The sequence below is a fragment of the Stenotrophomonas sp. YJH_SMC_6 genome (assembly GCF_059371335.1).
The window spans coordinates 256,213-282,262 of sequence record NZ_JCAFUM010000005.1 but is presented as its reverse complement, the minus strand read 5'-3'; the positions used below and the strand labels follow the sequence as shown (position 1 = coordinate 282,262).

Annotated in this window: 21 protein-coding genes and 1 pseudogene; 10 read left to right on the top strand and 12 right to left on the bottom strand. The window is 66.8% G+C overall.

Annotated features, from left to right (window positions below; genetic code table 11):
• Positions 1–16: 16 nt before the first annotated feature.
• The 4 genes from dnaG to rpsU form a co-directional block, all read right to left on the bottom strand.
• On the bottom strand, positions 17–1,756 hold the full coding sequence (dnaG, locus tag AC5P9N_RS07780; RefSeq protein ID WP_005407802.1) for a DNA primase: 1,740 nt from the start codon (positions 1,754–1,756) through the stop codon (positions 17–19).
• 61 nt (positions 1,757–1,817) lie between these two features.
• On the bottom strand, positions 1,818–2,738 hold the full coding sequence (locus AC5P9N_RS07775) for a YihY/virulence factor BrkB family protein (RefSeq protein WP_012478940.1): 921 nt from the start codon (positions 2,736–2,738) through the stop codon (positions 1,818–1,820).
• A gap of 105 nt (positions 2,739–2,843) precedes the next feature.
• Entirely contained in the window at positions 2,844–3,287 is a 444-nt protein-coding gene (locus AC5P9N_RS07770) for a GatB/YqeY domain-containing protein (RefSeq protein ID WP_005412032.1), read from the bottom strand.
• 133 nt (positions 3,288–3,420) lie between these two features.
• A complete protein-coding gene (gene rpsU, locus AC5P9N_RS07765; RefSeq protein ID WP_002808376.1) occupies positions 3,421–3,636 on the bottom strand; it encodes a 30S ribosomal protein S21 in 216 nt (71 codons plus the stop codon).
• Between the two features lie 166 nt (positions 3,637–3,802).
• Between rpsU and tsaD the strand changes: the two genes are divergently transcribed.
• Positions 3,803–4,828, top strand: a complete 1,026-nt coding sequence (tsaD, locus tag AC5P9N_RS07760) for a tRNA (adenosine(37)-N6)-threonylcarbamoyltransferase complex transferase subunit TsaD (protein ID WP_032966370.1) — start codon at positions 3,803–3,805, stop codon at positions 4,826–4,828.
• Between the two features lie 33 nt (positions 4,829–4,861).
• Here tsaD and AC5P9N_RS07755 read toward each other — a convergent pair.
• Positions 4,862–5,526: pseudogene (locus tag AC5P9N_RS07755) on the bottom strand (hypothetical protein).
• Between the two features lie 356 nt (positions 5,527–5,882).
• Between AC5P9N_RS07755 and folB the strand changes: the two are divergent.
• The 4 genes from folB to AC5P9N_RS07735 all read left to right on the top strand — a co-directional run bounded on the left by folB (position 5,883) and on the right by AC5P9N_RS07735 (position 10,580).
• Positions 5,883–6,236, top strand: coding sequence for a dihydroneopterin aldolase (folB, locus tag AC5P9N_RS07750; protein ID WP_005407807.1), 354 nt, complete (start codon positions 5,883–5,885; stop codon positions 6,234–6,236).
• A 91-nt stretch (positions 6,237–6,327) separates the two neighbouring features.
• Entirely contained in the window at positions 6,328–7,599 is a 1,272-nt protein-coding gene (locus AC5P9N_RS07745; RefSeq protein ID WP_099485053.1) for a mechanosensitive ion channel family protein, read from the top strand.
• Positions 7,600–7,727: 128 nt separating this feature from the next.
• The gene (locus AC5P9N_RS07740; protein ID WP_076739837.1) at positions 7,728–9,902 is read left to right on the top strand and encodes a glycoside hydrolase family 3 N-terminal domain-containing protein; all 2,175 of its coding nucleotides are present in this window, start codon (positions 7,728–7,730) and stop codon (positions 9,900–9,902) included.
• A 132-nt stretch (positions 9,903–10,034) separates the two neighbouring features.
• Positions 10,035–10,580, top strand: coding sequence for a hypothetical protein (locus AC5P9N_RS07735; protein ID WP_005407810.1), 546 nt, complete (start codon positions 10,035–10,037; stop codon positions 10,578–10,580).
• Between the two features lie 64 nt (positions 10,581–10,644).
• On the opposite strand, the gene AC5P9N_RS07730 is transcribed toward AC5P9N_RS07735, so the two are convergent.
• Complete coding sequence (locus tag AC5P9N_RS07730; RefSeq protein ID WP_049459314.1) at positions 10,645–11,814, bottom strand: PQQ-dependent sugar dehydrogenase; 1,170 nt, start codon at positions 11,812–11,814, stop codon at positions 10,645–10,647.
• 168 nt (positions 11,815–11,982) lie between these two features.
• Between AC5P9N_RS07730 and yiaA the strand changes: the two genes are divergently transcribed.
• Complete coding sequence (gene yiaA, locus AC5P9N_RS07725; protein ID WP_012478947.1) at positions 11,983–12,435, top strand: inner membrane protein YiaA; 453 nt, start codon at positions 11,983–11,985, stop codon at positions 12,433–12,435.
• A gap of 87 nt (positions 12,436–12,522) precedes the next feature.
• On the opposite strand, the gene AC5P9N_RS07720 is transcribed toward yiaA, so the two are convergent.
• The 6 genes from AC5P9N_RS07720 to AC5P9N_RS07695 form a co-directional block, all read right to left on the bottom strand.
• Positions 12,523–12,846, bottom strand: a complete 324-nt coding sequence (locus tag AC5P9N_RS07720; protein WP_005412038.1) for a hypothetical protein — start codon at positions 12,844–12,846, stop codon at positions 12,523–12,525.
• 110 nt (positions 12,847–12,956) lie between these two features.
• Positions 12,957–14,258: an APC family permease gene (locus AC5P9N_RS07715; RefSeq protein ID WP_049459315.1), complete on the bottom strand. Its 1,302-nt coding sequence runs from the start codon at positions 14,256–14,258 to the stop codon at positions 12,957–12,959.
• Positions 14,255–15,016: a L,D-transpeptidase family protein gene (locus AC5P9N_RS07710; RefSeq protein ID WP_043035505.1), complete on the bottom strand. Its 762-nt coding sequence runs from the start codon at positions 15,014–15,016 to the stop codon at positions 14,255–14,257. Before AC5P9N_RS07710 ends, AC5P9N_RS07715 begins: the two co-directional genes overlap by 4 nt.
• Before the next feature lie 15 nt (positions 15,017–15,031).
• Entirely contained in the window at positions 15,032–15,880 is an 849-nt protein-coding gene (locus AC5P9N_RS07705; protein ID WP_049459316.1) for a MurR/RpiR family transcriptional regulator, read from the bottom strand.
• 505 nt (positions 15,881–16,385) lie between these two features.
• Positions 16,386–17,480, bottom strand: a complete 1,095-nt coding sequence (locus AC5P9N_RS07700; RefSeq protein WP_005412042.1) for a dipeptide epimerase — start codon at positions 17,478–17,480, stop codon at positions 16,386–16,388.
• Entirely contained in the window at positions 17,481–18,917 is a 1,437-nt protein-coding gene (locus AC5P9N_RS07695) for a C40 family peptidase (RefSeq protein ID WP_099484929.1), read from the bottom strand.
• Positions 18,918–19,049: 132 nt separating this feature from the next.
• Here AC5P9N_RS07695 and AC5P9N_RS07690 point away from each other — a divergent pair, with 132 nt between their 5' ends.
• The 4 genes from AC5P9N_RS07690 to AC5P9N_RS07675 are packed head-to-tail and all read left to right on the top strand — an operon-like array spanning position 19,050 to position 25,852.
• The gene (locus AC5P9N_RS07690) at positions 19,050–20,522 is read left to right on the top strand and encodes a transglutaminase-like domain-containing protein (protein WP_099484928.1); all 1,473 of its coding nucleotides are present in this window, start codon (positions 19,050–19,052) and stop codon (positions 20,520–20,522) included.
• 51 nt (positions 20,523–20,573) lie between these two features.
• The gene (locus tag AC5P9N_RS07685; protein ID WP_099484927.1) at positions 20,574–23,597 is read left to right on the top strand and encodes a TonB-dependent receptor; all 3,024 of its coding nucleotides are present in this window, start codon (positions 20,574–20,576) and stop codon (positions 23,595–23,597) included.
• 55 nt (positions 23,598–23,652) lie between these two features.
• On the top strand, positions 23,653–25,206 hold the full coding sequence (locus tag AC5P9N_RS07680; protein WP_099484926.1) for a serine hydrolase domain-containing protein: 1,554 nt from the start codon (positions 23,653–23,655) through the stop codon (positions 25,204–25,206).
• Positions 25,139–25,852 (top strand): M15 family metallopeptidase, encoded by a 714-nt coding sequence (locus AC5P9N_RS07675; protein WP_087803659.1) that lies wholly within the window; start codon positions 25,139–25,141, stop codon positions 25,850–25,852. The genes AC5P9N_RS07680 and AC5P9N_RS07675 overlap by 68 nt, the downstream gene beginning before the upstream one ends.
• Positions 25,853–26,050 lie beyond the last annotated feature (198 nt).

Below are 26,050 nucleotides of genomic sequence, written 5' to 3'. Positions count from 1 at the left end.
GTGAAACGTTCTGCTGCTACAGGCGCAGCCCGGCGCGGGCCTTGAGCAGCTCGCGCAGTTCGTATTTGTCAGTATCGTCCAGGCCCTGCTGGCGCTGCTTTGCCAACAACTCCTCCAGACGTTGCACCAGCAGCTGTTTCTCCAGCTGTGCCACGGCGTCGTGCAGTTCCTGGGTCCAGCTGGCTTCGGTGCCGGGCAGCGTCTGTGCGGCCAATGTATGCAGCGAGGCCTGTTCCTCGCGGCCGTCGAAGTGTTCCAGCAGGGCGCCGGTGCTGATGTCCGGGCGCTGTTCGACCAGCCCCAGCAGCTCCAACAGCAGTTCCACACCGGGCAGGCGAAGGCCCTGGAAGTGATGCTTGCCGCCCAGGGTCAGCGCCAGCGACGGCTGCTGCAGCAGCACGGCGATCGCGCCGCGCACCAGGCTGCGCCTGGCCACTGGCTGGATCGTGCGCGAAGGCTGGCGTTGCGGCATCGGCGTGCGTGCAGCCTGGGCGTTGCCGCCGAGCCCGGTCAGCTGCGCCAGCTGCTGCTTCATCAGGTCGCCGAAGGCACCGTCGGGAATCTGCGCCAGCATCGGCTTTGCGCGTTCGGCCAGGCGCGCCTTGCCGTCCAGCGTGCCCAGGTTGATCTCGCGGGTCAGTTCATCGAAGAAGAACTGCGACAGCGGCGTGGCCTGCTTCAGGCGCTCGTTGAAGGCCTCGGCGCCTTCCTTGCGCACGATGGTGTCCGGGTCTTCGCCATCGGGCAGGAACAGGAAGAAGGCCTGGCGGCCGTCCTTCATGCGCGGCAGCACCGACTCCAGCGCCTTCCAGCCGGCGCGGCGGCCGGCGGCGTCGCCGTCGAAGCAGAAGAACACGTCCGGCGCGTTGCGGAACAGCAGCTCGGCATGGTCCGGCGTGGTTGCGGTACCCAGTGTTGCCACCGCCTGGGTGACACCGAACTGGAACAGCGAGACCACGTCCATGTAGCCCTCGACCACGATCAACCGCTCGATCTTCTGGTTGGCCTGGCGCACCTGCCACAGGCCGTACAGCTCCCGGCCCTTGTGGAACAGCGCGGTCTCGGGCGAGTTGAGGTACTTGGGGCCGTCGTCCTTCTCGAACACGCGGCCGCCGAAGGCGATCACCCGGCCGCGACGATCGAAGATCGGGAACATCACCCGGTCGCGGAACTTGTCGTAGACATGGCCGCGATCGTTCTTGGAGAACAGGCCGGCACGGTCGAGCAGCTTCATGCGCCGCTCGTCCTTGCCCAGCGCATCGCGCAGGCCGCTGTACCCGTCCGGGGCGTAGCCGATCTGGAAGCGCGCGCGGTTCTCTTCGTCCACGCCACGCCCATCGAGGTAACTGCGTGCCTTGTCGCTGCTTTCCAGGTTCTTCTGGAAGAACCGGGCGGCGGCATCCAGTGCCGAATACAGCTCGCGGCTGTCGTCCTGCTGCTGGGGGCTGCGCGGGTTCTCGTTGCGCGGTACTTCCATGCCCGCGCGCTTGGCCAGCTCATCCACCGCGTCGAGGAACTCGAGGCGGTCGTAGTTCATCAGGAAGCTGATCGCGGTGCCGTGCGCGCCGCAGCCGAAACAGTGATAGAACTGCTTGGTGGGCGAGACCGTGAACGACGCCGAGCGCTCGTCATGGAACGGGCAGCGGGCGGCGTACTCCTTGCCCTGGCGCTTCAACGGCACGCGGCTGCCCACCACCTCGACGATGTCGGTGCGGGCGAGCAGGTCGTCGATGAAAGCGTCGGGGATACGGGCCATGGGCAACAGGGCAGGGCGCGGTGCAGGACCACGCGACGGAACCGGGGGCGGTCGGCCTAGTTTACCCCCTGTCGGGCACCTGGCTGGCGGTTGCCGGATCAATGCCGGCTGCGGCCAGGTGATGACGCGCGCGCAGGCGCTCATCGATCACCGCCGTCATCAGGGCGCCAACGAAGAACACGACGGTGGCGTAGTAGATCCAGACCAGCGAGATCACCAGCGCGCCCATCGAGCCGTAGGCACTGCCGGGGGCCACGGTGGCGATGTAGACGCCGATGCCGTAGCGGCCCAGTGCGAACAGTGCCGAGGTGATGACGCCGCCGATGAAGGCCTGGCGCCACGCCACGCGACGGTCGGGCAGGTAGTGGTACATGAAGGCGAAGCCGACTGCGTACAGCAGCAGGCTCGTGACGTACCCCAGCGCGGGCAGGATCGAGGGCAGTTGCGCGAAGGCCACCTGCAGCACCGTGGTGGCGGTCATCGACAGGATCAGCAGGAAGCCCAGCGCCAGCACCACGCCGAACGAGAACACGCGCTTGCGCAGCCAGGCCTTGAGGCCTTCCAGGCGCTCGCCGCTGGTGCGGAAGATCAGGTTCAGTGCGTTCTGCAGCTGGGCGAACACGGCGGTGGCGCCGACGAACAGCAGCAGCGTGCTCCACACGCCCGCCAGCGAGCCGACATCCGGCTGGTTGTCGGCGTTCTTCAGAACGGTTTCGGCCACGGTGGCCGCGCTGCTGCCGGCCACCGAGCTGATCTGGTCGATCAGTGCCTGCTGGGCCGGTGGGTACAGTGAGGCGGTCAGCCACAGCAGCAGCACCAGCAACGGTGCCATCGACAGCAGGGCGTAGAAGGAGACGGAAGCTGCCTGGGTCAGCACGTCGACGTCGACGAAGCGCTTGGCCACCGCCATCGGGAAGCTGTCCTGCAGGCGCTTGATGTACTTGCGCAGTGACACGGGAACGTTGGGCTCGGGTTCAACCATGTGTGCGGTTGTAGCAGGCGACCGACGAAGGTGCGGTGAAGCGGGTGCATCAATGGGGTCAGAGCCCTTCCGTGTCGCGGAAGGGATCCGACCGCAAGTGCTGGATTACGCCAGCAGCTGCTTGACCAGCTTGGAAACCAGGCCCATGTCGGCCTGGCCGGCGAGCTTGGGCTTCAGTGCGCCCATCAGCTTGCCCATGTCGGCCGGGCCGGAGGCGCCGGTTTCGGCGATGGCGGCCTGGATGGCGGCCACGATCTCGGCTTCGCCCATCTTGGCCGGCAGGTAGGCTTCGATGACCACGATCTCGGCGCGCTCGATCTCGGCCAGGTCTTCGCGGTTGGCGGCTTCGTACTGGCTGACCGAGTCCTTGCGCTGCTTGACCATCTTGTCGAGCACGGCGATCACGGCGGTGTCGTCCAGTTCGATGCGCTCGTCCACTTCGCGCTGCTTGATGGCGGCATTGATCAGGCGGATCACGCCCAGCTTGTGCTTCTCGCCCGCCTTCATGGCGGCCTTCATGTCTTCGGTGAGCTGCTGCTTCATGCTCATGAGGAACCTCGTGGTGGTAGGTGGGGCGGGGCGGATGCCCGAACCCGGAAACGCAAAAAGCCGGCGACGCTCGCGCGTGCCGGCTTCGGCTCCATCGCGACAGGCAGGCCCGCCGCAATGAAGATGCGTCCGATCAGTACAGGCGCTGACGCTTGGTGACGTCGCGCGACGAGCGGCGCAGCTGACGCTTCACAGCAGCGGCGGCCTTGCGCTTGCGCTCCTGGGTCGGCTTTTCGTAGAACTCGCGCTTGCGGGTTTCGGCCAGCACACCGGCCTTTTCGCAAGTGCGCTTGAAGCGGCGAAGAGCAAACTCGAAGGGCTCGTTCTCGCGGACTTTGACGCTGGGCATGGAATCTCCGGGACACAGTAGAACCGGGTCACGCCCGGCGAGCCGCACATTATAGCGGCGAATAGACAAACTGCAAGCGGCCAACCCTGAATACGGGCCGGAAGTTCGAAAGCAGTGAGATCTGCACATCCCCCGAGGGGGCGGCAGGGGCGTCATAATAGCAGGCATGCGAGTCCTTGGCATCGAATCTTCCTGTGATGAGACCGGCGTGGCGGTGTATGACACCGGCCTGTCCGGCAGCGCGGCCCTGCGCGCCCATGCGGTCTACAGCCAGATCGCCCTGCACGCCGAATACGGGGGTGTGGTGCCAGAGCTGGCCAGCCGCGACCACGTCCGCAAGCTGCTGCCGCTGGTGCGCCAGACCCTGGCCGAAGCCGGTCTGGGGGTAGGCGATATCGATGGCGTGGCTTATACGGCCGGTCCCGGCCTGGTCGGCGCGCTGCTGGTGGGCGCGGGCGTGGCGCGTTCGCTGGCCTGGGCGCTGGAGGTACCAGCCGTGGGCGTACACCATATGGAAGGCCACCTGCTGGCCCCGCTGATGGAAGACGACCCGCCGGAAGCGCCGTTCGTGGCACTGCTGGTGTCCGGTGGCCATACCCAGCTGGTGGCGGTGGATGCGATCGGCCAGTACCGCCTGCTGGGCGAAACCCTGGATGATGCGGCCGGCGAGGCCTTCGACAAGACCGCCAAGCTGATGGGGCTGCCGTACCCGGGCGGCCCGCAGCTGGCCAGGCTGGCCGAGCAGGGCACGCCGGGCGCGTACCGCTTCGCGCGGCCGATGACCGACCGCCCGGGGCTGGATTTCAGCTTCTCCGGCCTGAAGACCCAGGTCCTGATGGCCTGGCGCGACAGCGACCAGAGCGAGCAGACCCGTGCCGACATCGCCCGGGGCTTTGAAGATGCGGTGGTCGAGACCCTGTCGATCAAGTGCGAGCGCGCGCTGGAAGCGGCGGGGACCAACGTGATCGTGGTGGCCGGCGGCGTCGGCGCCAACAAGCGCCTGCGCGCCCGCCTGCAGCAGATGGCCGAGCGCCTCGGCGGCCGCGCCTGCTTCCCGCGGCCGGCACTGTGCACCGACAACGGCGCGATGATCGCCTTCGCCGGCGCGCTGCGCCTGCAGGCTGGCCAGCACAGCCCGCCGAAAGTGGATGTGACCCCGCGCTGGGACATGGCGACCCTGCCGGCGGTGTGAACCGGTAGCGTCGGGCCACGGCCGGCGGACGCATTACCGATGCACTGCCAACGGCGACGCCGCCAGCACGGTTGTCGCCCGCTCATGGCGCTGCAGCCAGCCCAGCGTGTGCGGGCAGCGGGCATGGATCAGCCGCCCGATCGCGGCCAGGTCGGCGCCGATGTCGCGCTCGAGGATGGGCTCGTGATGGGCGATGCGGTTGCGCAGGTGGCGGATGCGTCCGATATCCGCATGGATGGCTTTCCTGACGGCACTGGGATGTGCAGAGGGAGCATGCTGCAGAACCCTGCTGAGTGCGGGTATCCAAAGCGTGGAGTCGAAGCGACAGGTAAAGAGTTGCTGCCAGAACACCATCGGCAGGTTGGCGACGATCCCAGGTGTATCGGTTACGCGGCTGGCAAGTTGTTCCAGTACCGTGCGCGGAGAAGTACTGGATGAGGTTGGCAGCCTCCGTCGGAAGGCATTATTCCAGGCCAACGCGGGCCATGCTGCCTGGCGAGCACAGCTGCAGCGGCGTTGCGGGTGACCACTTCGCACAGATGGACCGGCATCATCAGTGCACTGCACATCCGCATGTTCCACAGGTACAGGGATTCGGCTGTGACGTCGGGGCTGCAGCTCGATGCGATTCTCTCGTAAGTAGACAGACGCTCCGCTGACAACGCGCGCCGCAGTACATCGTATGGAGCCATCGTCATGTGCGGTGGTGAAGGAGGAATCGATGTTCGCGAGAGTGGGCGGCGGCGACCATCAGGGAACGTCCTTGTCCGCGCGGCTGATTTTCTGCGTTTTGCCTCGGACGAATACCTGACCTGTCCTGTCGGATTTGGCCTTGACCGGCGATCTGGTCCTTGCCTAATCTGCGTGCCTGCGCCACCGGGACTCGCGGCTGGATTTCAGCTCCCCCCGGGGACAAACGGTAGTACCAAAGGGCCCCGCTAGCAGGGCCCTTTGTTTTTTCCGGGCCGCCCCACGCCGGTGGCCCGCCGCCCGTTCCGGGCAGGCTCACCGCCGTGCCGGTACCATGGCCGTCTGTATTCGGCTGGTAACCGCAATGGACAAGGTTTTCATCGAGGGGCTGACGATCGACGCCCTGATCGGCATCTACGATTGGGAACGACGGATCCGCCAGGACCTGGTGTTCGACCTGGAAATGGGCTTCGACAACCGTCGCCCCGCAGCCACCGATGACATCGCCCACACCCTGAACTACAAGGCGGTGAGCAAGCGCCTGGAACAGTTCGTGCGCGAGTCGGAGTTCGGCCTGGTCGAGACCCTGGCCGAACGTTGCGCGCAGATCGTGCTGGACGAATTCGATGTGAAGTGGCTGCGCCTGAAGCTGAGCAAGCCGGGCGCGGTGCGCGGCGCGCGCGCGGTGGGCGTGATCATCGAACGCACGCGGGACTGACCCGGTCGCGCCGGCCATTGGCCAGCAACCCCGGTAGTGCCGGCCGCTGGCCGGCAACCTTGGCAACAACGAAACAGACAGGAGACAACCGATGGTGGACGCGGTGGTGGCGGTACAGTGGCTGGAACGGCTGCAGAACACACTGGAACCCTATCCTGGCGCCTACCTGGCGTTGATGATCTCGGCGCTGCTGATCGCCGCTGGCCTGGCCAACTGGGTGACCAAGCGCATCCTGCTGCGCGGGCTGCGACGCCTGCTCAGCCGCCTGCCGGGCGCTGATACCGGCCGCGGCAGCCACCTGATGCGGGTGATCTCGCGTCTGTCCAATGTGGTGCCCAGCCAGGTGATCGCCTCGGGCATCCGCATCGTGCCGGACCTGCCGCCGGGGCTGGTGAGTTTCATCATCGGCGCCTGCCAGGCGTGGGCGATCCTGACCGTGGTGCTGGCCATCTCGCATGCGCTGGATGCGGCCAATGATCTCTACGAGCGCCGCCCCGAGGCACGCAACAAGCCGATCAAGGGGTACCTGCAGGTCGCCAAGATCGTTATCTTCGTGATCGCCGGCCTGTCGATCGTTGCCACCCTGGCCGGCGTCGACCTCCGCTATCTGGTCACCGGTCTCGGCGCCGCCACCGCAGTGCTGATGCTGATCTTCCAGGACACCATCCTGTCGCTGGTGGCCAGCGTACAGATCAGTGGCGATGGTCGCGTGCGCATCGGTGACTGGATCGAGATGCCCAGCCAGAACGCCGACGGTGATGTGATCGACATCGCCCTGCATACCATCACCGTGCAGAACTTCGACAAGACCATCACCACCATCCCCACCAAGAAGCTGGTGACCGAGTCGTTCAAGAACTGGCGCGGCATGCAGGAGGCGGGTGGGCGCCGGATCAAGCGCGCGCTGTACCTGGACCAGCACAGCGTCGGCTTCCTGGATGAGGGCGACCTGGCCTTCCTCGGTGAATTCGCGCTGCTGCGCGACTACCTGCGCGACAAGGAACAGGAACTGGGGCAGTGGAACGGGCGCCTGCGCGAGCAGGGCGTGGCCGAGGTCAACAGCCGCCGGGTGACCAACCTGGGTACCTTCCGGGCCTATGTGGAGCGCTACCTGCGCAGCCACCCGGGCATCCATACCGACATGACCCTGCTGGTACGCCAGCTGCAGCCGACCACCGAAGGCCTGCCGCTGGAGCTGTACTGCTTCACCCGCAGCACCGCCTGGGGTGAGTACGAGGCGGTGCAGTCGGACATTTTCGACCACCTGCTGGCGATCCTGCCGGCCTTCGGCCTGCGGGTGTTCCAGGCCTCCAGCGACGCCATGTTGATGGCCGGGCAGCGCCAGTTGGCCGGCTCGGAGTAAGCTGCGGTGCCCCCGGCGGGGCCATACGGACCCCGCTGGTGGCTGAAACTGAATGAACAAACCCCTCGCCAAATCGTCCGGGATCGCTAGAATGCCGGGCTTGTAAACGTTTTCATCAAGGACTGCCGGTGGCCTCCGATCGCATCGAATCCCTCATTGCCCAGATGACCGTCGAGGAAAAGGTCGGCCAGCTGGGTGTCTTCGCGGACATGGTCCGCCCGTTCGCCCCGGACGTGAACCCGGAAGCCAACGTGCGCAATGCCGACCAGGTGCTGCAGCAGGTGCGCGAGGGCAAGGTCGGCTCGCTGTTCAATGGTGTGGGCGCCGAACTGGGCCGCCGGATCCAGCAGGTCGCCACCGAAGAGAGCCGTCTGGGCATCCCGGTGATCCTGGCGGCCGACGTCATCCACGGCATGCGCACCGTGTTCCCGATTCCGCTGGGCGAGGCCGCCAGCTTCGAGCCGGCGCTGGCCGAGCGCACCGCGCGCGCCACCGCCATCGAGGCCACCGCTGCCGGCCTGCACTGGACCTATGCCCCGGCCGTGGACATCGCCCGCGACCAGCGCTGGGGCCGTGGCGCCGAAGGTGCCGGTGAGGACGTGGTGCTGGGCTGTGCCTTTGCCGCCGCCCGCGTGCGCGGCTTCCAGGGCAGCGACCTGCGCGCCGCCGATTCGCTGCTGGCCACGCCGAAGCACTTCGCCGCCTATGGCGCGGTGATGGCCGGCATGGAATACAACATGGTGGACATCTCGCCGCAGACCCTGCGCGACGTGCACCTGCCACCGTTCAAGGCCGCCTTCGACGCCGGCGCGATCACCGTGATGTCCTCGTTCAACGACATCAATGGCGTGCCGGCCAGTGCCAACGCCGAACTGCTGACCGACATCCTGCGCGGTGAATGGAAGTTCCCGGGCGTGGTGATCTCCGACTACACCGCCGATATGGAACTGGTCGCGCACGGCTATGCCGCCGACGACCGCGATGCCACCGCCAAGGCGTTCACCGCCGGCCTGGACCTGAGCATGCAGAGCGGCTTCTACGCCGAGCACCTGCCGGGCCTGGTCGAGAGCGGCGAGGTGCCGATGGCGGTGCTGGATGAGGGCGTGCGCCGCATCCTGTGGCTGAAGGAAACCATCGGCCTGTTCGACGACCCGTACCGTTCGCTGGACCCGGCGCGCGAAGCCGATACCTCGTACCTCGCCGCGCATGACGAACTGTCGCGCGATGCCGCGCGCCGTTCGATCGTGCTGCTGAACAACCGTGACAACGTGCTGCCGCTGCAGAAGACCGGGCAGAAGATCGCGCTGATCGGCCCGTTCGTGCAGGACCGCGAGAACATTGAAGGCTGCTGGACCCTGTTCGGCGACAAGCAGCGTTACGTGGACCTGGAAACCGGCGTGCGCGCCGCCATCGGCGATGAAGCGCTGCTGGAGATCGTGCCGGGCTGCGAACTGGAAACTGCCATTCCGGGCGGCACCGAAGCAGCGGTGGCTGCCGCGCTGCGCGCCGACGTGGTGGTGCTGGCGCTGGGCGAACCGCAGCGCTACAGCGGTGAAGCGCAGTCGCGCGTGGAGATCACCCTGCCGCCGGCACAGCAGGCACTGGCCGAGGCGGTGGCGATGACCGGCAAGCCGCTGGTGGTGCTGCTGCGCAACGGCCGTGCGCTGGCATTGCAGGGCGCGGTGCGCAACGCGCACGCGGTGGCGGTCACCTGGTACCTGGGCACGCAGACCGGCCATGCCGTGGCTGATGTGCTGTTCGGCGACTACAGCCCGTCCGGCCGCCTGCCGGTCAGCTTCCCGCAGGTGTCCGGCCAGCAGCCGTACTTCTACAACCACCCGCGCACCGGCCGCCCGGAACTGCCGACCATGTCGGAGTTCAAGGCTCGCTGGCGCGAGATCCCGAACGAGCCGCTGTACCCGTTCGGCCACGGCATCGGCTACACCACCTTCGCCTACGGCGTGCCGCAGCTGAGTGCGGCGCAGCTCGGCTGGGACGACACCCTGACCATCACCACCACGCTGACCAACAGCGGCGACGTGGCCGGCGAGGAAGTGGTGCAGCTGTACATCCACGACCGCGTGGCCAGCCGCGTGCGTCCGGTGCGTGAACTGAAGGACTTCCGCAAGGTGGCACTGCAGCCAGGCGAGTCGACCGACGTGGTGTTCACCCTCACCCGCGAGCAACTGGCCTTCACCGGCCGCGACGGCGTGCTGCGTGCCGAACCGGGCCACTTCGACCTGTGGGTCTGCGCGTCCTCGGCGGCCGGCGAAGCCGTGCAGTTCGAGCTGCTGAAGGCCTGATCGAAGAAAAAGGGGACGGAGGGGATTAAGTCGTTTGTGCCTCTGACGACTTAATCCCCTCCGTCCCCTTTTTGTTGTCCTCACCGCGGCGGCGCTACCATCGGGCTCCCCCTGTTTCGATGGAGTGCGCGCATGCGCCGGATGGCTTGTCTGATTCCCGCCCTGATGCTGGCCGCCTGCTCGCAGCCGGCGGCACCCCCGGCCGAGCCTGCGGCGGATGCACCGCCGCCGATGGAGGCCAGCGCCCCGGCAACGCCTGCGGCGTCTGCCACTGAACCCGCTGCTTCGGCACCGGCCGCGCCCGCAGCGGAAGCGCCCGCCGAAGACGCACGCGCGCGCATCGAAACGCTGCTTGGCGATGCGGCGCAGTTCGAGAAGGTCTTCAATGCGTTCAAGGCCGCCGTGGTTGGCGGCGATCGCGCTGCGGTGGTCGAGGAAGTGCGCTTTCCATTGAACGTCGGTGGCGGAAAGAAGATCACCGGCCCCGGTGAGTTCCAGCGCAACTACGAGAAGATCATCACCCCGGCGGTGGTCAAGGCGGTGTCCGAGCAGGATTTCGGCAAGGTGTTCGTCAACCAGCAGGGCGTGATGATCGGCAGCGGCCAGGTGTGGTTGAACGGGCAGTGCCTGGACCAGGCCTGCACGAAGACCGAGGTGAAGGTCATCACCATCCAATGAACGCAGACGGCCCCGCGTGCGGGGCCGTTGTGGACAAACGTGCCGGCCAGCGGCCGGCACTACCTCAGGTCTTCGGCGTGAGCTTCAACAGGCGCGCCTTGCTGCCGTCTTCCAGCAGCCACAGGGCGCCATCCGGGCCCTGTTCCACTTCGCGGATGCGCTCGCCCATGTTGAAGCGTTCGGCTTCGCGCGCGCTGTCGCCGTCGAAGGCCACGCGCACCAGCGAGGTGGAGGACAGGCCGCCGATGAAGCCGCTGCCCTTCCACTGCGGGAACAGGTTGCCGCTGTAGATCACGAAGCCGGCCGGCGAGATCACCGGCGTCCAGGTCACCTTCGGCGCGGCGAATTCCGGGCGGGTGCTGTGGTCGGGAATCGGCCGGCCGTCGTAATGGTCACCATTGGAAACGATCGGGTAGCCGTAGTTGGCGCCGCGCACGATCAGGTTCAGTTCGTCACCGCCGGCCGGGCCCATCTCGTGTGCCCACAGCTTGCCGTTGGCATCGAAGGCCATGCCGAGGATGTTGCGGTGGCCCAGTGACCACACCTGCGCGGCCACGCCGCCCTGCGAGGCGAACGGGTTGTCGGCGGGCAGGCTGCCATCATCGTTGAGGCGGATGATCTTGCCGAGGTTGCCGCCCATGTCCTGCGCCGGATCGAACTTCTGGCGCTCGCTGGAGCTGATCCACAGCTTGCCGTCCGGGCCGAAAGCAAGGCGATGGCCGTAGTGGCCTTCACCACTCACCTTCGGGCTCTGTCGCCAGATCACCTTCAGGTCCTTCAGCTGGCCGGCACCGTTGGCATCCAGCGCCAGCGTGGCACGGGCCACGGCAGCGCCGCGGGTGTCCAGCGTGCCTTCCTCGGCATAGCTGAGGTAGATCACGTGGTTGCTCGCGAATTGCGGGTGCAGGATCACGTCACCGAAGCCGCCCTGGCCGCCGTAAGCGACCTTCGGAACGCCGGTGATCTCATGCTTCTGGCCGCTGGCCAGGTCCAGGTGCTGCAGCTTGCCGCGCTTTTCGGTGACCAGCAGGCTGCCGTCCGGCAGGAAGGTCATCGCCCACGGCTGGTCGAACCGGCTGATTTCGGTGGCGGTGAATGGGCGCTGGTCGGCAGTGGTGGAGGCTGCGGGCGCTGCGGTCTTGGCGCCGTTGGCGGCCGGGTCGGCGGCATTGCAGGCGGAGGTGGCAAGGATCGGCACCAGGCCGAGGGCGAGCAGCAGGGGCGTGCGGGTCATGGGTATCTCCAGTGCGGGGATGCGGATGGCCGGGCTGTCCCTTGTATACCACTGGCGCCGTGAGCGTCGTGGCCCGAAGGTCCTGCGACCCCTGTGCGAGCGCGGCGGGATCGTCTAGGGTGGGCACGCCCGGGCAAAGCGTGCCCGTCTGCCTGCCAAGGATCTGCAATGAACACTGCCATGCCCCACAAGCCCTCCACCGCCTTCATCGCCGCCTCATGGGTGGCCCTGCTGCTGGGTGCGGCGGCCTACCTGATCGGTCTGTTCAACGCCACGATGGCGCTCAACGAAAAGGGCTACTACCTGACCCTGCTGCTGTTCGGCCTGTTCGCGGCGGTGTCGCTGCAGAAGAGCGTGCGTGACCGCGTCGAGGGCATTCCGGTGAGTGGCCTGTACTACGCGCTGTGCTGGTTCGCACTGCTGTCGGCGTTGATGCTGCTGCTGGTTGGCCTGTGGAATGCCACGCTGGCACCGAGCGAGAAGGGCTTCTACGGCATGGCGTATGCACTGTCGCTGTTCGGCGCGGTGGCGGTGCAGAAGAACACCCGCGACCTGATCGCCGCCGGTGGCGGTGAGAGCAAGCGCAGCGCGGTCGCGCCGCCGCTGCCGGAACAGGAGTGAATGTGTAGAGCCGGGCCCATGCTCGGCTGTCCTGCGGCGTTTGTTGAGTCGAGCCGAGCGTAGGCTCGGCCCGACAAAAGCATGGCGCTATCGCTTCAACAACGGATCCGCTTGCTGCGCGTCCTCCCAGCCACGGCGCACGGCATTGCGTGCCTGCGCCCATTCCAGCCGGCTGCGGCCACGCTCGCTGGCCCAGCGCGACTCCAGTTCAGCTTCGACCTGTTCGTAGGCACGGATCATGTCCTGCGCACGCGCGGCATGGCCGATGCGGTAGGCCGGTTCATAGTCCTCGAAGAACAGCTGGTCGTCGTAGTACGGTTCGGCGGTGTAGCGTTCGCGCCAGTAGTTGCTGACCGCATCGCGCGGCGTGCTGTCGTCCGGTACGCGGCCGGGGATCTGGTACTCGGTCATGGAAGGCTCCGTTGTGGACGAAGCCTGATCCTGCCTGCGTGGCGGTTAACGGCCCGGTCCGGCAGCGTGATCACCAGATCAATCCGCCGGGCATGGCCCGGCGCTATCGGTCATCCGGCGTCGGCATCTTTTCGCGGCAGCTTGTAGATCACCGCGCCGATGGCGAACGCCACCAGCGCAGCAGCGATGTTCTGCCAGCTGGCACTGGCGAACAGCGCCAGGCACAGCAGCAGCGCGAGTACCGGAATCAGCGGGCCACACGGCAGTTTCAGTGCGCCCGGCCGGTCCGCATAGCGCTTGGCCAGCACCAGTACCGCAGCGGCCGTTCCGATGTAGGCGAACAGGCGCGTGGTCATCGACAGCAGGGCCAGCTGCACGAACGAACCGGACAGGGCCAGGCCCAGCGCGATCAGGCCTTGGCACAGGATCGACGCGGCCGGCGTGTGGAAGCGCGGATGCACCTGCGCCAGGATCTTCGGCCCATAGCCATCGCGGGCCAGTGCGAACAGGAAGCGTGGGCCCATCATCATCGTGTTGCTGTTGGTGCCGAGGATGGAGATGGTCGCGCCTACGGTGAGGATCAGCGCCAGTGCTTCGCCGCCGAAGCCGGCGGCGGCATCGGCCAGCGGCGTGGCCGAGCTGGCCAGGCCGGCCAGCGTGCCCTGTGCCACCACCTGCACCGCGCCGTAGATGACGGTGACGGTGATGATCATGGTGATCAGCGCGAACGGAATATCGCGACGCGGATTACGGTACTCGCCGGCGGCGGCCGGGATGTTCTCGAAGCCGGCGTAGGCGTACAGCAGCAGCAACGCGGCCTCGCCCATGCGCTGCAGGTCGTGCGGGTCGGGGCGCTGGCCGGAGAAGGCCAGCTGCGGGTCGATGTAGAACGCACCGATGGCCACAAACAGCAGCAGCGGCAACATCTTGCCGATCACCAGCACCACGCCGGTGCGCGCGGCCGAGCGCACGCCGATGATGTTGACGCCGGTCAGGAAGCCCAGCGACACCACGATCACCGCGATGCGCCCCATGCCGGCACCGGCCCACGGCCAGAAACGCGCGACGGCATCGGCCAGCGCGTTGCTGAGTGCGGCCGCCGAGCTGATGCGGGTCAGCCAGATCATCCAGCCGATCTCGAACCCGGCGAAGCGCCCGAACGCCTCGCGTGCATACAGGTAGCTGCCACCGGGCTCGTCGAAGTAGCTGGCGGCCTGCGCGTAGCACAGCACCAGCAGCGCCACGACGATACCGGCGGCGACCACGCCCCACAGGCTGAAGGGGCCGAGCAGGGCGACGGTGGCGGCCGGCAGCAGGTAGATGCCGCTGCCGATCACATCGTTGATCGACAGGCCGACGATCTGCCAGCGGCTGACCGCGCGCTGCAGCTGCGGTTCGTCCTGCGCGCTCAACGGGCGTCTCCACGCAGTGCGGGCAGTTGCCACTGGGCCTGCAGGCGCGTGTACTCGGCGCGCGGCAGCAGCACGAAGCGCGGCGCATCCTGCGGCCGCAACCAGTCCAGCAGGGCCTGCATGCGGGCCTGCGGCATGGCGGTGCAGCCGGCCGTGGCCTCACCGGGTTGGCGCCATAGATGGGCGAAGATGCAGCTGCCCTTGCCGGGCTGGTTGTCCGGGTTGTGGGCGATCACGAAGCCCTCCTGGTAACGCACGTCGCCCTTGTTGTGCAGATCCAGCCGCATCGGCTCGGTGGAGCCTTCCACAGCTGCCTTGCCGACCTTCTTCGCGTCGACGATGCGGTTATAGAACGGCGACGCCGGCACATCCATGCAGTAGCTGCTGTCGAGCATCGGCTGGTACGGCATGGCGGTGCCGGGGCGGGTGACGGCATAGCCGAACGCGCTGCCGAGCGCGAACACGCCTGCCGGGCTGCGGCCATCGCCTTCCTGCTTCTGCGGGCCATCGGCCTGCGCCGGGTGCAGGCCCAGGCCCCAGGCGCTGCCGGTGCGGCCCAGTGCCACCGGGAACGCCTCTCCATGTGCATGCCAGCCCTTGCCATCACGCACATAGGCCTGCAGCTGGCCCTGTGTGCTGTCCCAGCTTTCGCTGGTGACCACGATCAGCTGGCGCGCACCCTGCAGCGGCGCAGCGTGGACGGATACCGCCGCGGCAAGCAGCAGTGCAGCGGTAGCGAGACGGACCAGCGATTTCATCAACAGGTGCTCCGGTCAGGAATCCAGCAGGTGGTCGATCCGCTCCAGGTTCACCGCCAGCTGCTGCTGGCGGTCCGGATTGGTGTGGCAGAGCAGCACGAACAGGAAATCGAGCAGGGCGTGCATGGCGCTACGGTACAGCAGCTGCGCGACCTGCGGCGTGCGTTCGTGCGCACACACCACCAGCGCTGCGTCAGCATGCGCGCGCAGCGGGTTGGCGGTATGGCGGGTGATGGAAATCACCTTGCCACCCATGTCCTGGAACTGGCGCGACAGCTGCGAAAGCTGAGGCAGGTTGCCGAATTCGGAGAACACCAGCAGCGCATCACCGGGGCGCGCGGCCGACAGGTTGGCCAGCATCAGGATCGGGTCGGTATGCGGCACCACCAGCAGGCCGAGCAGCGACAGCCGCATGGCGAACTCGCGCGCGAACAGGCCGTCGTCGCCCAGGCCGTACACGAACAGCTTCGGCGCGCCGTCGAGCAGCTGCACGATGCGCTCGATCTCCTCGCGCGGGTTGGCCTGGCGGGTTTCCTCTTCGGCCTGTGCCTTGCTGCGGCGCAGGGTGTCGCCCAGGCGCAGGTAGTCGTCGCCGCTGTCGGGTTCGCTGGGGGCCTGCTGCGGATCGGCGCCAGCACGGGCGACATCCTGGCCGATGGAGTACTTCAGGTCCGGGTAGCCCTTGAAGCCGAGCTTCTGGCTGAACTTCACCACGCTGGACTGGCTGATGCCCAGCGCGCTGGCCAGCTGCTGGGACGAGTAGTCGCGCAGCAGGTGGGCGTTGTCGAGGATGAAGTCGGCGATGCGGCGCTCGATGGCCGACATCTGCCCGCGCTCGGAACGGATCTTCAGCAGGGGCGGCATGCGGGGTGTCCGGGCATGTGTAGGCGCGTTGCGGTTGGCAGCATAGAGCAGATTATGTGGTGGCTCGGGCGGGCGGGGTTTGCGGGGGACGCCGCAAGTACGTCCGTGTAGGCTTGGCCGCCGCATCCATGCGGCGGACACCCCCGCAAGCCCCGCCCGCCCGACCCCGGACAGATCGCGCGCGTGCCAGCCGCGAAGAGGATACGAGGTAGAGCAGAAGCAGGAGCATCCACGCGTGGCGTGGATCTACCCGGAGCTGTCGTTGAGTCCGCCTTCAAGCGAGCCGAGCACCGCAGGTCCGGCGAGGGCGAAGAGGCGCGGGTGTTTGAGCGCAGCGAGTTCCGCGCCGTCCCTCGACGGACCGAGGAGCGCAGGGTACCGGCGTGCGCAGCACGTCGGCTCGCGGCCGGCGGAGCGTTTCTTTTGGTTACTTTTCTTTCCGCGGAAAGAAAAGTAACGCGCGACCCAGGATCAGTTGAGGACCAAGCCAGCCGCAAGGCGCAAATCACCCCAGCATCTCCAGCCCACGCACCTCAGTAATGCCCAGCCCCGGTACGTCGCTGATGCTGATCTCCGATTCGTTGAAATGCACGCCGCCGCTGACCGGGTCGAACTGGCCCAGCGAGGGACCGTCGAGGTCAACCTTGGTGATCACATCACTCTTGGCCACGGCCAGGTGCACGGCGGCAGCCACGCTGATGCTCGACTCGATCATGCAGCCGATCATGCACGGCACGCCGTAGATGCCGGCGATGTCGGCGATGCGGATCGCGTTGGACAGGCCGCCGGTCTTCATCAGCTTGATGTTGATGATGTCGGCCGCGCGCTGCTGGATCAGGTCCATCACCTGGCTGGGACTGAACACGCTTTCGTCGGCCATCACCGGCGTGTTGACGCGATCGGTGACGTACTTCAGGCCGCTGATGTCAGCCGCCTTCACCGGTTGTTCCAGCAGCTCCAGTACCACGCCGGCCTCTTCCAGCGTACGCATCGCATGCACCGCCTGCTTGGCGGTCCAGCCCTGGTTGGCATCCAGGCGCAGCAGGGCGCGGCCTTCCACGGCGGCATGGATGGCCTTGACCCGTTCGATGTCCAGGCCGATGTCCTTGCCGACCTTGATCTTCAGCGACTCGAAGCCGCGCTCGATGGCCGACAGCGAATCGGCCACCATCTTGTCGATGTAGTCCACGCTGATGGTGATGTCGGTGGTGATCACCGGGTCGCCACCACCGAGCATCTGGTACAGCGGCGCACCGTGCAGCTGCGCCCACAGGTCGTACAGCGCGATCTCCACCGCTGCCTTGGCGCTGGTGTTGCGCTCCATCGCGGTCTGCACCAGCGTGCACAGATGGTTGAGGTTGACCACGTCCTGGCCGATCAGGCGCGGGGCGATGAAGTGGCGGATCGCTTCGATGATCGAGCCGTGCGTATCGCCGGTGATCACCGCGGTGGCCGGGGCTTCACCGTAACCGGTGTTGCCGGTGTCGGTGCGGATCAGTACGACCACGTCTTCCACGGTTTCCACCGTGCGCAGGGCAGTCTTGAACGGCGTCTTCAGCGGCACGCGCAGCATGCCCAGTTCGATGGCAGTGATCTTCATTCAGGGGGTCTTGGCCCGCAGGCGCTGGATGTTGGTGATGCGGTCGATGTAGCGGACGGTATCGCTGGCCATCATCGGCTCCAGCGGCGTGACCGAAACACCATTGAGATGGGCCTGCACACGTCTGCCGTCGGCACCGAACCAGCTGCCGCCCGCCGTATCGTGGATCACCCAGGTGCGGCCGTCGACGTGGCCAATGGCCATCATCACGTGGCCGGGGATGTAGACCAGGTCGCCGACCTGTAGTTCGGTGACCGCACGGTCGCGCGCGGCCTTGCCGACCTTGTCGGTGAACGGCAGGCGATCCAGTGCCGGGCTGACCGCCTGTGCACTGGTATTGCGCGGCAGCAGCACGCCGAAGCTGCGGTAGATCTCGGAGACGAACCCGCTGCAGTCGCGGGTGTCGTAGTCGTGGCCCCAGCCGTAGCGTTCGCCAAGGAACTTGAAGGCCTGCTGCAGCAGCAGGCGCGGGGTCAGCGGCAGGTAGTCGGCGGCGGTGTCCTGCGAGCGCGGCAGCAGCGCCGGTACGAGCTTCAGACGCCCGTCGGCCTCGCGCACCGGCAGCTGCACCACCCACGAGGCATGCGCCTGCTGGCCGTTCACGGGTTCTGAAGCGGGCCAGTCGGCCAGCACCGGCAGGCGTACGCCCATGTCCAGCTGCAGGCGCGATACGCGCGGTTCCTCCGGGGTGTAGGCGGTCTGCGCGGTGGCGCCGGTGACAATGCGGTACGGGCCCTTCGCGCCATAGCCGAGCACCGTGGCCTTGTCGCCGCTGGCGATGGCGTCGGCTTCGATCCACGCGCTGTAGCGCTCGCTGTGCACGAACAGCCAGCGGCCGTCGGCACTGCGGTGAACCACCGCGACCTTGTCGCCGGGGAACAGCGCCGATTCCTGGAAGCGGTCGATGTCGGTGTCACCGGCGGTGCTGAAGACGCGCTCGCGGGTGGGGAAGGTACGCAGTGCCGCGCGCTTCACCACCAGCCCATAGGCCGGTGCCACCTGGGCAGGAATCGCATCGAGGCCGAGGTTGGCTTCGATGCCGCTGCGCAGCGCGGGAGCGATGGCCTGGCCCGTCTCGTTGAACAGTGCACGCGTGGGCCAGCTGGACAGCGCGCTGATGCTGGCACGCACCGTCGCCGCATCAAGCTGGGCGGGCAGTGTGGCGATGTCCTGGATATGGTTGTCCTGCGCCCGCATCCGCGCGTTCTGCGCCTCGATCTGCGCGCGATCCAGAATCGGCGCATCAGCGTTGTCCAGGCGCGCGGCCCAGTACTGCGGGGTGAGGTAGGCCTCGTGCAGGCCGATCACATAGGGCAGCGGCGCACCCGGGTCGGGCGGTGGTGCCGCCTGTGCAAAGGCCGGTGCGGCCAGCAGGCACAGGGCCAGGGTCAACCGGCGCGGCCAACGCCGGTGCGGTTCGCGGGAAGCCAGGCTCATGCGGTGCACACCCTCCTCGAATGCCTGTTGGAATATTTATTCCTTTTGGCATCGAAAGCAAGAATAAATTATTGACCGACATCCCGGCCCGTGTTACACAGCCGTTACCACCCGCGCTGGGGAAGTGTCGCTGTGGATCCTGCCGTTCGCAAACCGCGTCTGCCTGCTGCTGCCGGCCTGTGTGCCGCGCTGCTGCTGTGGGCGTCGGCCACGCAGGCGGCAGACGGGCGCAGCAGCCAGCAGCGTGCGCGCGAAACGCAGGTGATCGACCTGATCGACAGCGGCCGCTTCAGCGACGCCGATGCGCTGCTGGCGGCCGGGAGCGATGCTGCCGAAGGCGCGTTCCAGCGTGAGCGCATGCGCCGCATCCGCCAGGATTTTTCCCTCGACGAAACCGCCGCCAAGGCGGCCGTGCGCCGCTGGATTCCCGATCTGACCGACGAGGAGTTCGCGCGGTGGGATCAACTCGGCCTGATCGAGCATCTCGATATCGATGGTACGCGTTGGTATTTCAAGCGCGCACCGTCGAACCTGTTCCTGCTCAGCGACGAAGCACGCGCACGCCGCCGCGCGGATGCACCGATGCCGGCGCCGGGCCCGAACGAAGTGCTCAACGCGCACCACGCGCGCGTGCTTGCCGCAGCCGAACAGAGTGGCCAGGCGTCCGTACTGCCGCAGCGCATTGAATTCACCCAGTCGCTCACGGTGAAGGCCGACGCTGTGCCAGCCGGCGAAACCGTGCGTGCCTGGATTCCATACCCGCGCGAGATCCCCGGCCAGCAGGAACAGGTGCAGTGGCTGGGCAGCGCCCCGGGCAAGGCACGGGTGGCACCGGCCAGTACCCTGCAGCGCACCGCCTATCTGGAAGCCAAAGCCGTAGCCGGCAAGCCGACCCGGTTCGAGATCCGCTATGCGGTAACGGTCTTCGCGCGACACACCGCGATCGATCCTGCGAAGGTGCAGGCCACCCCGAATGATCCCGCATTGAAGCCCTATCTGGCCGAGCAGCTGCCGCATGTGCGTTTCACCCCGGCGCTGAAGCTGTTCTCCGAGCAGGTGCTGCAGGGCGAGACGCGCCCCTATGAAGTGGTGCGCAAGCTGTTTGCCGCCGTGGACCGCATTCCATGGGCCGGTGCGCGTGAATACTCGACGCTCAGCAACATCAGTGATCATGCGCTGCGCGCCGGCCATGCGGATTGCGGGCAGCAGACCCTGCTGCTGATCGCGCTGCTGCGCATGAACGGCATTCCTGCACGCTGGCAGTCGGGCATGGTGTTCTCCAGCGACGGCAGCGGCTACAACAACCTGCATGACTGGGGACAGGTCTACCTGGCGCCATACGGCTGGCTGCCGATGGACGTGACCACCGGCGCGCTTGCCAGCGATGTGCCGGCACTGCGCGATTTCTATCTGGGTGGCCTCGACGGCTACCGCATTGCTTTCAACGACGATTTCGGCCAGCCCTTCGTGCCGGCCAAGCAGCACTTCCGCTCGGAAACGGTCGACTCGCAGCGCGGCGAGGCCGAGTGGGCAGGCGGCAACCTGTACTTCGACCAATGGAGCTACGACTTCCAGTGGCGGGTACTGCCAGCCAGGCAACGCTAGCGCGACACATCGCATTCCACACCATTCAATTCTTGCAGGAGAGAGCAGGGGATGAAGGCTTACAGCATCAAGCGGGCGGCGTTGTGCGTCGCCCTCGGGGCGTGTCTGGGCGTAGTGCTGCCCGGCATCGCGATGGCACAGAACGTGAGCGGTGCAGTCGCCGGCCGTGCAACCGCCGGTGACCAGGTGACCGTGGTCAGCAGCAGCACCGGCCTGACCCGTACCGTCACCGTAGGCGCCGATGGCAGCTACCGCCTCGGCCAGCTGCCGGTGGGCGACTACCAGCTGCAGCTCAGCCGCGATGGCCAGAAGCTGGGCGACCAGGTATCGGTGAGCGTGGCCGTCGGCGGTACCACCACGGTCAACCTGGGCAGCGGCGGCGGTGTCACCAACCTGGATGCACTGCAGGTGGTCGGCACCCGCGTGGTCAACCGCGTGGATGTGTACTCCACCGAAACCTCGTTCAACATCAACCGCCAGGAGATCTCGCGGCTGCCGGTGGCGCAGGACCTGTCCGCGGTCGCGCTGATGGCGCCGGGCGTGGTCGGCGGCAACTCGTCATTCGGAGGCCTGTCGTTCGCCGGTTCATCGGTGGCCGAGAATGCGGTCTTCATCAACGGCCTGAATGTCACCGACATGTATACCCGTCGTGGCTTCAGCACCGCGCCGTTCGCGTTCTTCAATGAATTCCAGGTCAAGACCGGTGGCTACTCGGTCGAGTTCGGCCGCTCCACCGGTGGCGTGATCAATGCCGTGACCCGTTCGGGCAGCAACGAATTCGAGGGCGGTGTTGAAGTCACCGCCGAGCCCAGTGCGTGGCGCGCCAGTGGCGGCGATCATTTCCACCGTGACGGTACTCCGCATTCCTACGGCAGCCGCGACAACAACTCCTTCCTGAAGACCAACGTCTGGGGCTCGGGGCCGATCATCAAGGACAAGCTGTTCCTGTTCGCGATGTACGAGGACCGCAGCGACAAGGGCCACAACACCTCGTCCGATGGCAGTACCTGGTTCAAGAACGACTCCGGCAACGGCTTCTGGGGCACCAAGCTGGACTGGAACATCAACGACAACCACAGCCTGGCGCTGCTGGCGTTCTCCGACGAGGGCGATGTCACCAACGCGTCGTACGGCTACAACTGGAATGCGGACCGGATCGGTTCCTGGGGTGGCGACTCGGTCACCGAGACCGGCGGCCGCAACTGGTCGGCCACCTACACCGGCCACTTCGGCCAGAATTTCACCGCGCGCGCCATGGTCGGCCAGAACAAGCAGCGTGCCTTCACCAACTCGTCGCTGGACCAGGCCTGCAGCCCGGTGTTCACCGACAGCACCTACGGCCCGCGGCTGGGCAAGCTGCAGGGGCTGCGCGCGGGCTGCCACCCGACCGGCGCGGCGGTGGCCGAGCGCGATGACACCCGCGATGTCGCGCGCCTGGATTTCGAATGGCAGCTCGGTGATCACCTGCTGCGTTTCGGTGTCGACCGCGAACTGATGACCACCAAGCAGTCCACCCGTTATCCAGGGCCGACCGAGCTGAGCTACACCGCCTACGTGGCGCGCCCCGGCGATGAAGTGTGGGATGGCGCCAACGCCTACGTACCGGCTGGCGTCACCGAGATGCTGCGCGCTCGCAACCGCCGCTCCGGCGGCACCTTCGAGACCGAGGCCAATGCCTTCTATCTGGAAGACATCTGGAACATCACCCCGAACCTGATGCTGAACCTCGGCGTGCGCTGGGACCGCTTCGAGAACCGCACCGCTGCCGGCAAAGCGTTCATCAAGATGGACGACCTGATCGCGCCACGCGTCGGCTTCTCGTGGGACATGCGCGGCGATGGCAGCACCAAGCTGTTCGGCAACGCCGGCCGCTATTACCTGCCGGTCACCAACAACATCAATGTGAACTTCGCCGGTGGCCTGACCGACGAATACAGCTATTACGTGCTGAACGGCTGGGAGCAGAAAACCTCGCCGACCGGTTCGCCGTACATGGCACCGATCGTCGGCCAGCAGATCGGGCCGACCGACACCCGCATGAACACCGGCGGTGCCGACCTGCGCCAGAGCGTGGACCGCGACCTGAAGGCGGTCTACCAGGACGAATACATCCTGGGCTTCCAGAACATGATCAACCAGGCCTGGTCGTGGGGCGTCAATGCCACCTACCGGCGCATGACCCGCGCGCTGGATGACATCCGCATCAATTACACCCCGTGCGGCCCGACCCCCAGCACGCTGTGGCCGATCGCCAACCCGGGCGAGAGCCTGACGATCTGGGGCGACAAGAGCATCGGTTGCGCCAACGAAGGCTGGATCACCATCGACACCGCCAACAGCGGCTATCGAAAGGGCGGCAGTGGCGAGGTGATCGGTTACTCCAAGCCCAAGCGCACCTACAAGGCGCTGGAGTTCCAGATCGACCGCGCCTGGGACGAGAAGTGGATGTTCAACGCGTCCTACCTGTGGTCGAAGAGCGAGGGCAACTTCGAAGGCCCGGTGAACTCCGATACCAACTACGGCGACACCGGCATGGTGCAGTTCTGGGACCACCCGGCCACCAATGAACGCTATGGTGTTCTGTTCAACGATTTCCGCCATCAGTTCAAGCTGCGTGCCGCGTATGCGCTGAACAAGCAGTGGTCGTTCGGCACCACGCTGCAGGTGCAGTCCGGTGGCCCGATCACCGCCTACGGCGTGATGTGGCCGAACGACTCCATCGCCGGTGGCAGCACGTCCAGTGAAGGCAGTGGTGGTGGCACCGGTTGGCTGTGCGTGGCCAACTGTTCGGGCCCGTACAACCAGCGCCAGTTCGAGTACAGCCCGCGCGGCGCGTTTGGTCGCCTGCCGTGGACCTGGACCATGGGCGCCAACGTGACCTGGCGCCTGCCGGTGGAGGGCATCGACCTCAGCGCCCGGTTGTCGGTGTACAACCTGTTCAACAACCAGAAGACCATCAACGTGCACCAGCGCTACGAGGCGCAGCCCGGCCAGTATCGCGAGGCGACGTTCGCTACCGGTACGCGCTGGCAGGCACCGCGCTACACCCAGCTGGTGGTGACCTGGAACTTCTGAGGCCACGATCCGCGCCGTCCACCGTGACGGCGCGGGCAATGGAGGGGCTGCCCGCATGCACCACCTGCTGATCCTCGCGGCGGCACTGGCCGCACCGTCCGCTTCGTCGGTCGACAGTGCAGCCATCGAGGCCGACATCGCGACCGTGGTCCGGGCCGAGCATCTGCCTGGGCTGGCGTTGGCGGTGGTCGAGAACGGACAGGTGGTCCATCGCCATGCAGAGGGGGCGCGCGGCGATGGCGGCCGCATCGACGAGGACACGCTGTTCAAGATCGCCTCCAACAGCAAGGCGATGACCGCTGCGCTGCTGGCGAGGTTGGTGCAGCAGGGCACGCTGCGCTGGGATGATCCGGTGCAGCGGCATCTGCCGGGCTTCCGCATGCACGATGCGTGGGTGGGCGAGCAGATGCAGGTGCGCGACCTGCTGATCCACAACAGTGGCCTTGGCCTGGGCGCCGGGGACCTGATGCTGTGGCCGGAGCCGAACGCGTTCACCCGCGCCGACATCATCGCCGGCTTGGCGCATCTCAAGCCGGTCAGCAGCTTCCGCAGCCACTATGCCTACGACAACCTGATGTATGTGGTGGCCGGCGAAGTGGCGGCGGCAGCGGGTGGCAAGCCGTATGACCAGCTGATGCGCGAGCAGGTGTTCGAACCACTGGGCATGACGCGCTGCCAGGTGGGTGCGTGGTCGGTGAAACGCGTGGGCAACGTGGCACAGCCGCATGCCTGGCGTGGTGAACGCAACGAGGTGGTGAACGCCGATGCTGCAATCAGCCCGGACCTGCCCTCGATGGCGGCGGGTGGCATCCGTTGTTCGCTGCGCGACATGACACGCTGGATGCAGGTACTGCTCGATCCCGCGCTGGTGCCGGACTGGCTGGGCAGCGAGCAGCGGCGCACGCTGTGGACCCTGCACATGCCGATGCCGTTGGGTGAACGCCAGCGGCGCTGGGACAACGCGCATTTCTATGGTTATGGATATGGCTGGCGGGTGTCGGACATGGACGGGCAGTGGAAGGTGGCGCATACCGGCACGTTGTCGGGCATGTACTCGTCGCTGGCATTGCTTCCTGACCGCAGGGTCGGCGTGGTGATGCTGATCAACGGCGAAGGCGAGGATGCACGCACGGCGCTGATGCAGGCCATGCTGAAGCGCTTCACCGCACCAGACGATGCGCGCCCTGCGATGGAGTACCTGGCCGAACTGAAGGCTGACCGGGCAGCGCAGGCAGCATCTGGCCATCAACGGCCAGCGACCACCGCCGCACAGCCGGCACGCGGCAATGACCTGCCGCATTGGCAGGGCCGCTACTCCGACCCCTGGCTGGGCACGGCTTCGCTGTGCCCGGGCAAGGATGGCCTGCGCTTCAGCGTGGACAAGTCGCCCAGGCTGCAAGCGGCCGTGCTGCAACTGCAGGGGCGCTGGCTGCTGCGCTGGGATACGCTGGGTGACGAGGCGCAGGCGTGGCTGCAGCCGGGCCAGGGCCCGGCGCCGACACTGGACCTGCGCGCCATCGATCCTGACATCGACTTCAGCTATGACTTCCAGGACCTGCATTTCACTCGTACTGGCGACTGCCCTGGCGGCGACCGCCAACGCCGCTGAGCCACCGCGCGTTTCGCCGGCCACTGATGCGGCCAGCGCCGGATTGGTGGAGATCCGCACGTTGTCGCCAGGCATCGACATGGACATCCGATACGCCAATGCCAACAACTTCACCGGCGCGCGCGTGCCCGGCTATGAGGCGCCATCCTGCTACCTGCTGGCGCCCGTGGCGAAAGCGCTGGCGCAGGTAGAACAGGATCTGCGCGCGCAGGGCTTTGGCCTGCGCCTCTACGACTGCTACCGGCCGGTGCGCTCGGTGCAGGCCTTCATGGCCTGGGTGAACGATCCGCGCGAACTCTCGCGCAAGGCACAGCAGTACCCGGACCTGGACAAGCCACGGCTGCTTGCCGACGGCTACATCGCCGAGCGTTCTGGCCATAGTCGTGGCGCCACGGTTGATCTTGGCCTGCTGGATTGCCGCACTGGCGCCTGCACGCCGCTGGACATGGGCACCGACTTCGATTTCTTTGGCCCGCGCGCGCATACCCGGACGAGCGGGCTGAGCACTGTGCAGCAGGCGAACCGCCAGCAGCTGGTGCAGGCGATGGCGCGCCGTGGCTTCGTCAACTATCCGCAGGAGTGGTGGCACTACACCCTGCAGCCCGAACCGGATCCCGGCACCGCGTACGACGTCCCGGTGCGGTAGGGGTATCGGCAGGGCTGCGCCCTGCACCCGCGGTAGTGCCGGCCGCTGGCCGGCAACATCAGACGCAACAGCAACAGCGTGCGTTCCGTGGGTTGGCTGGGCGGTGCCGGAGTGCGGGGACGCCGTAAATCCGTCCATGGAGGCTTGGCAGCCGCATCCATGCGGCTGACACCCCGCACTCCGGCACCGCCCAGCCTC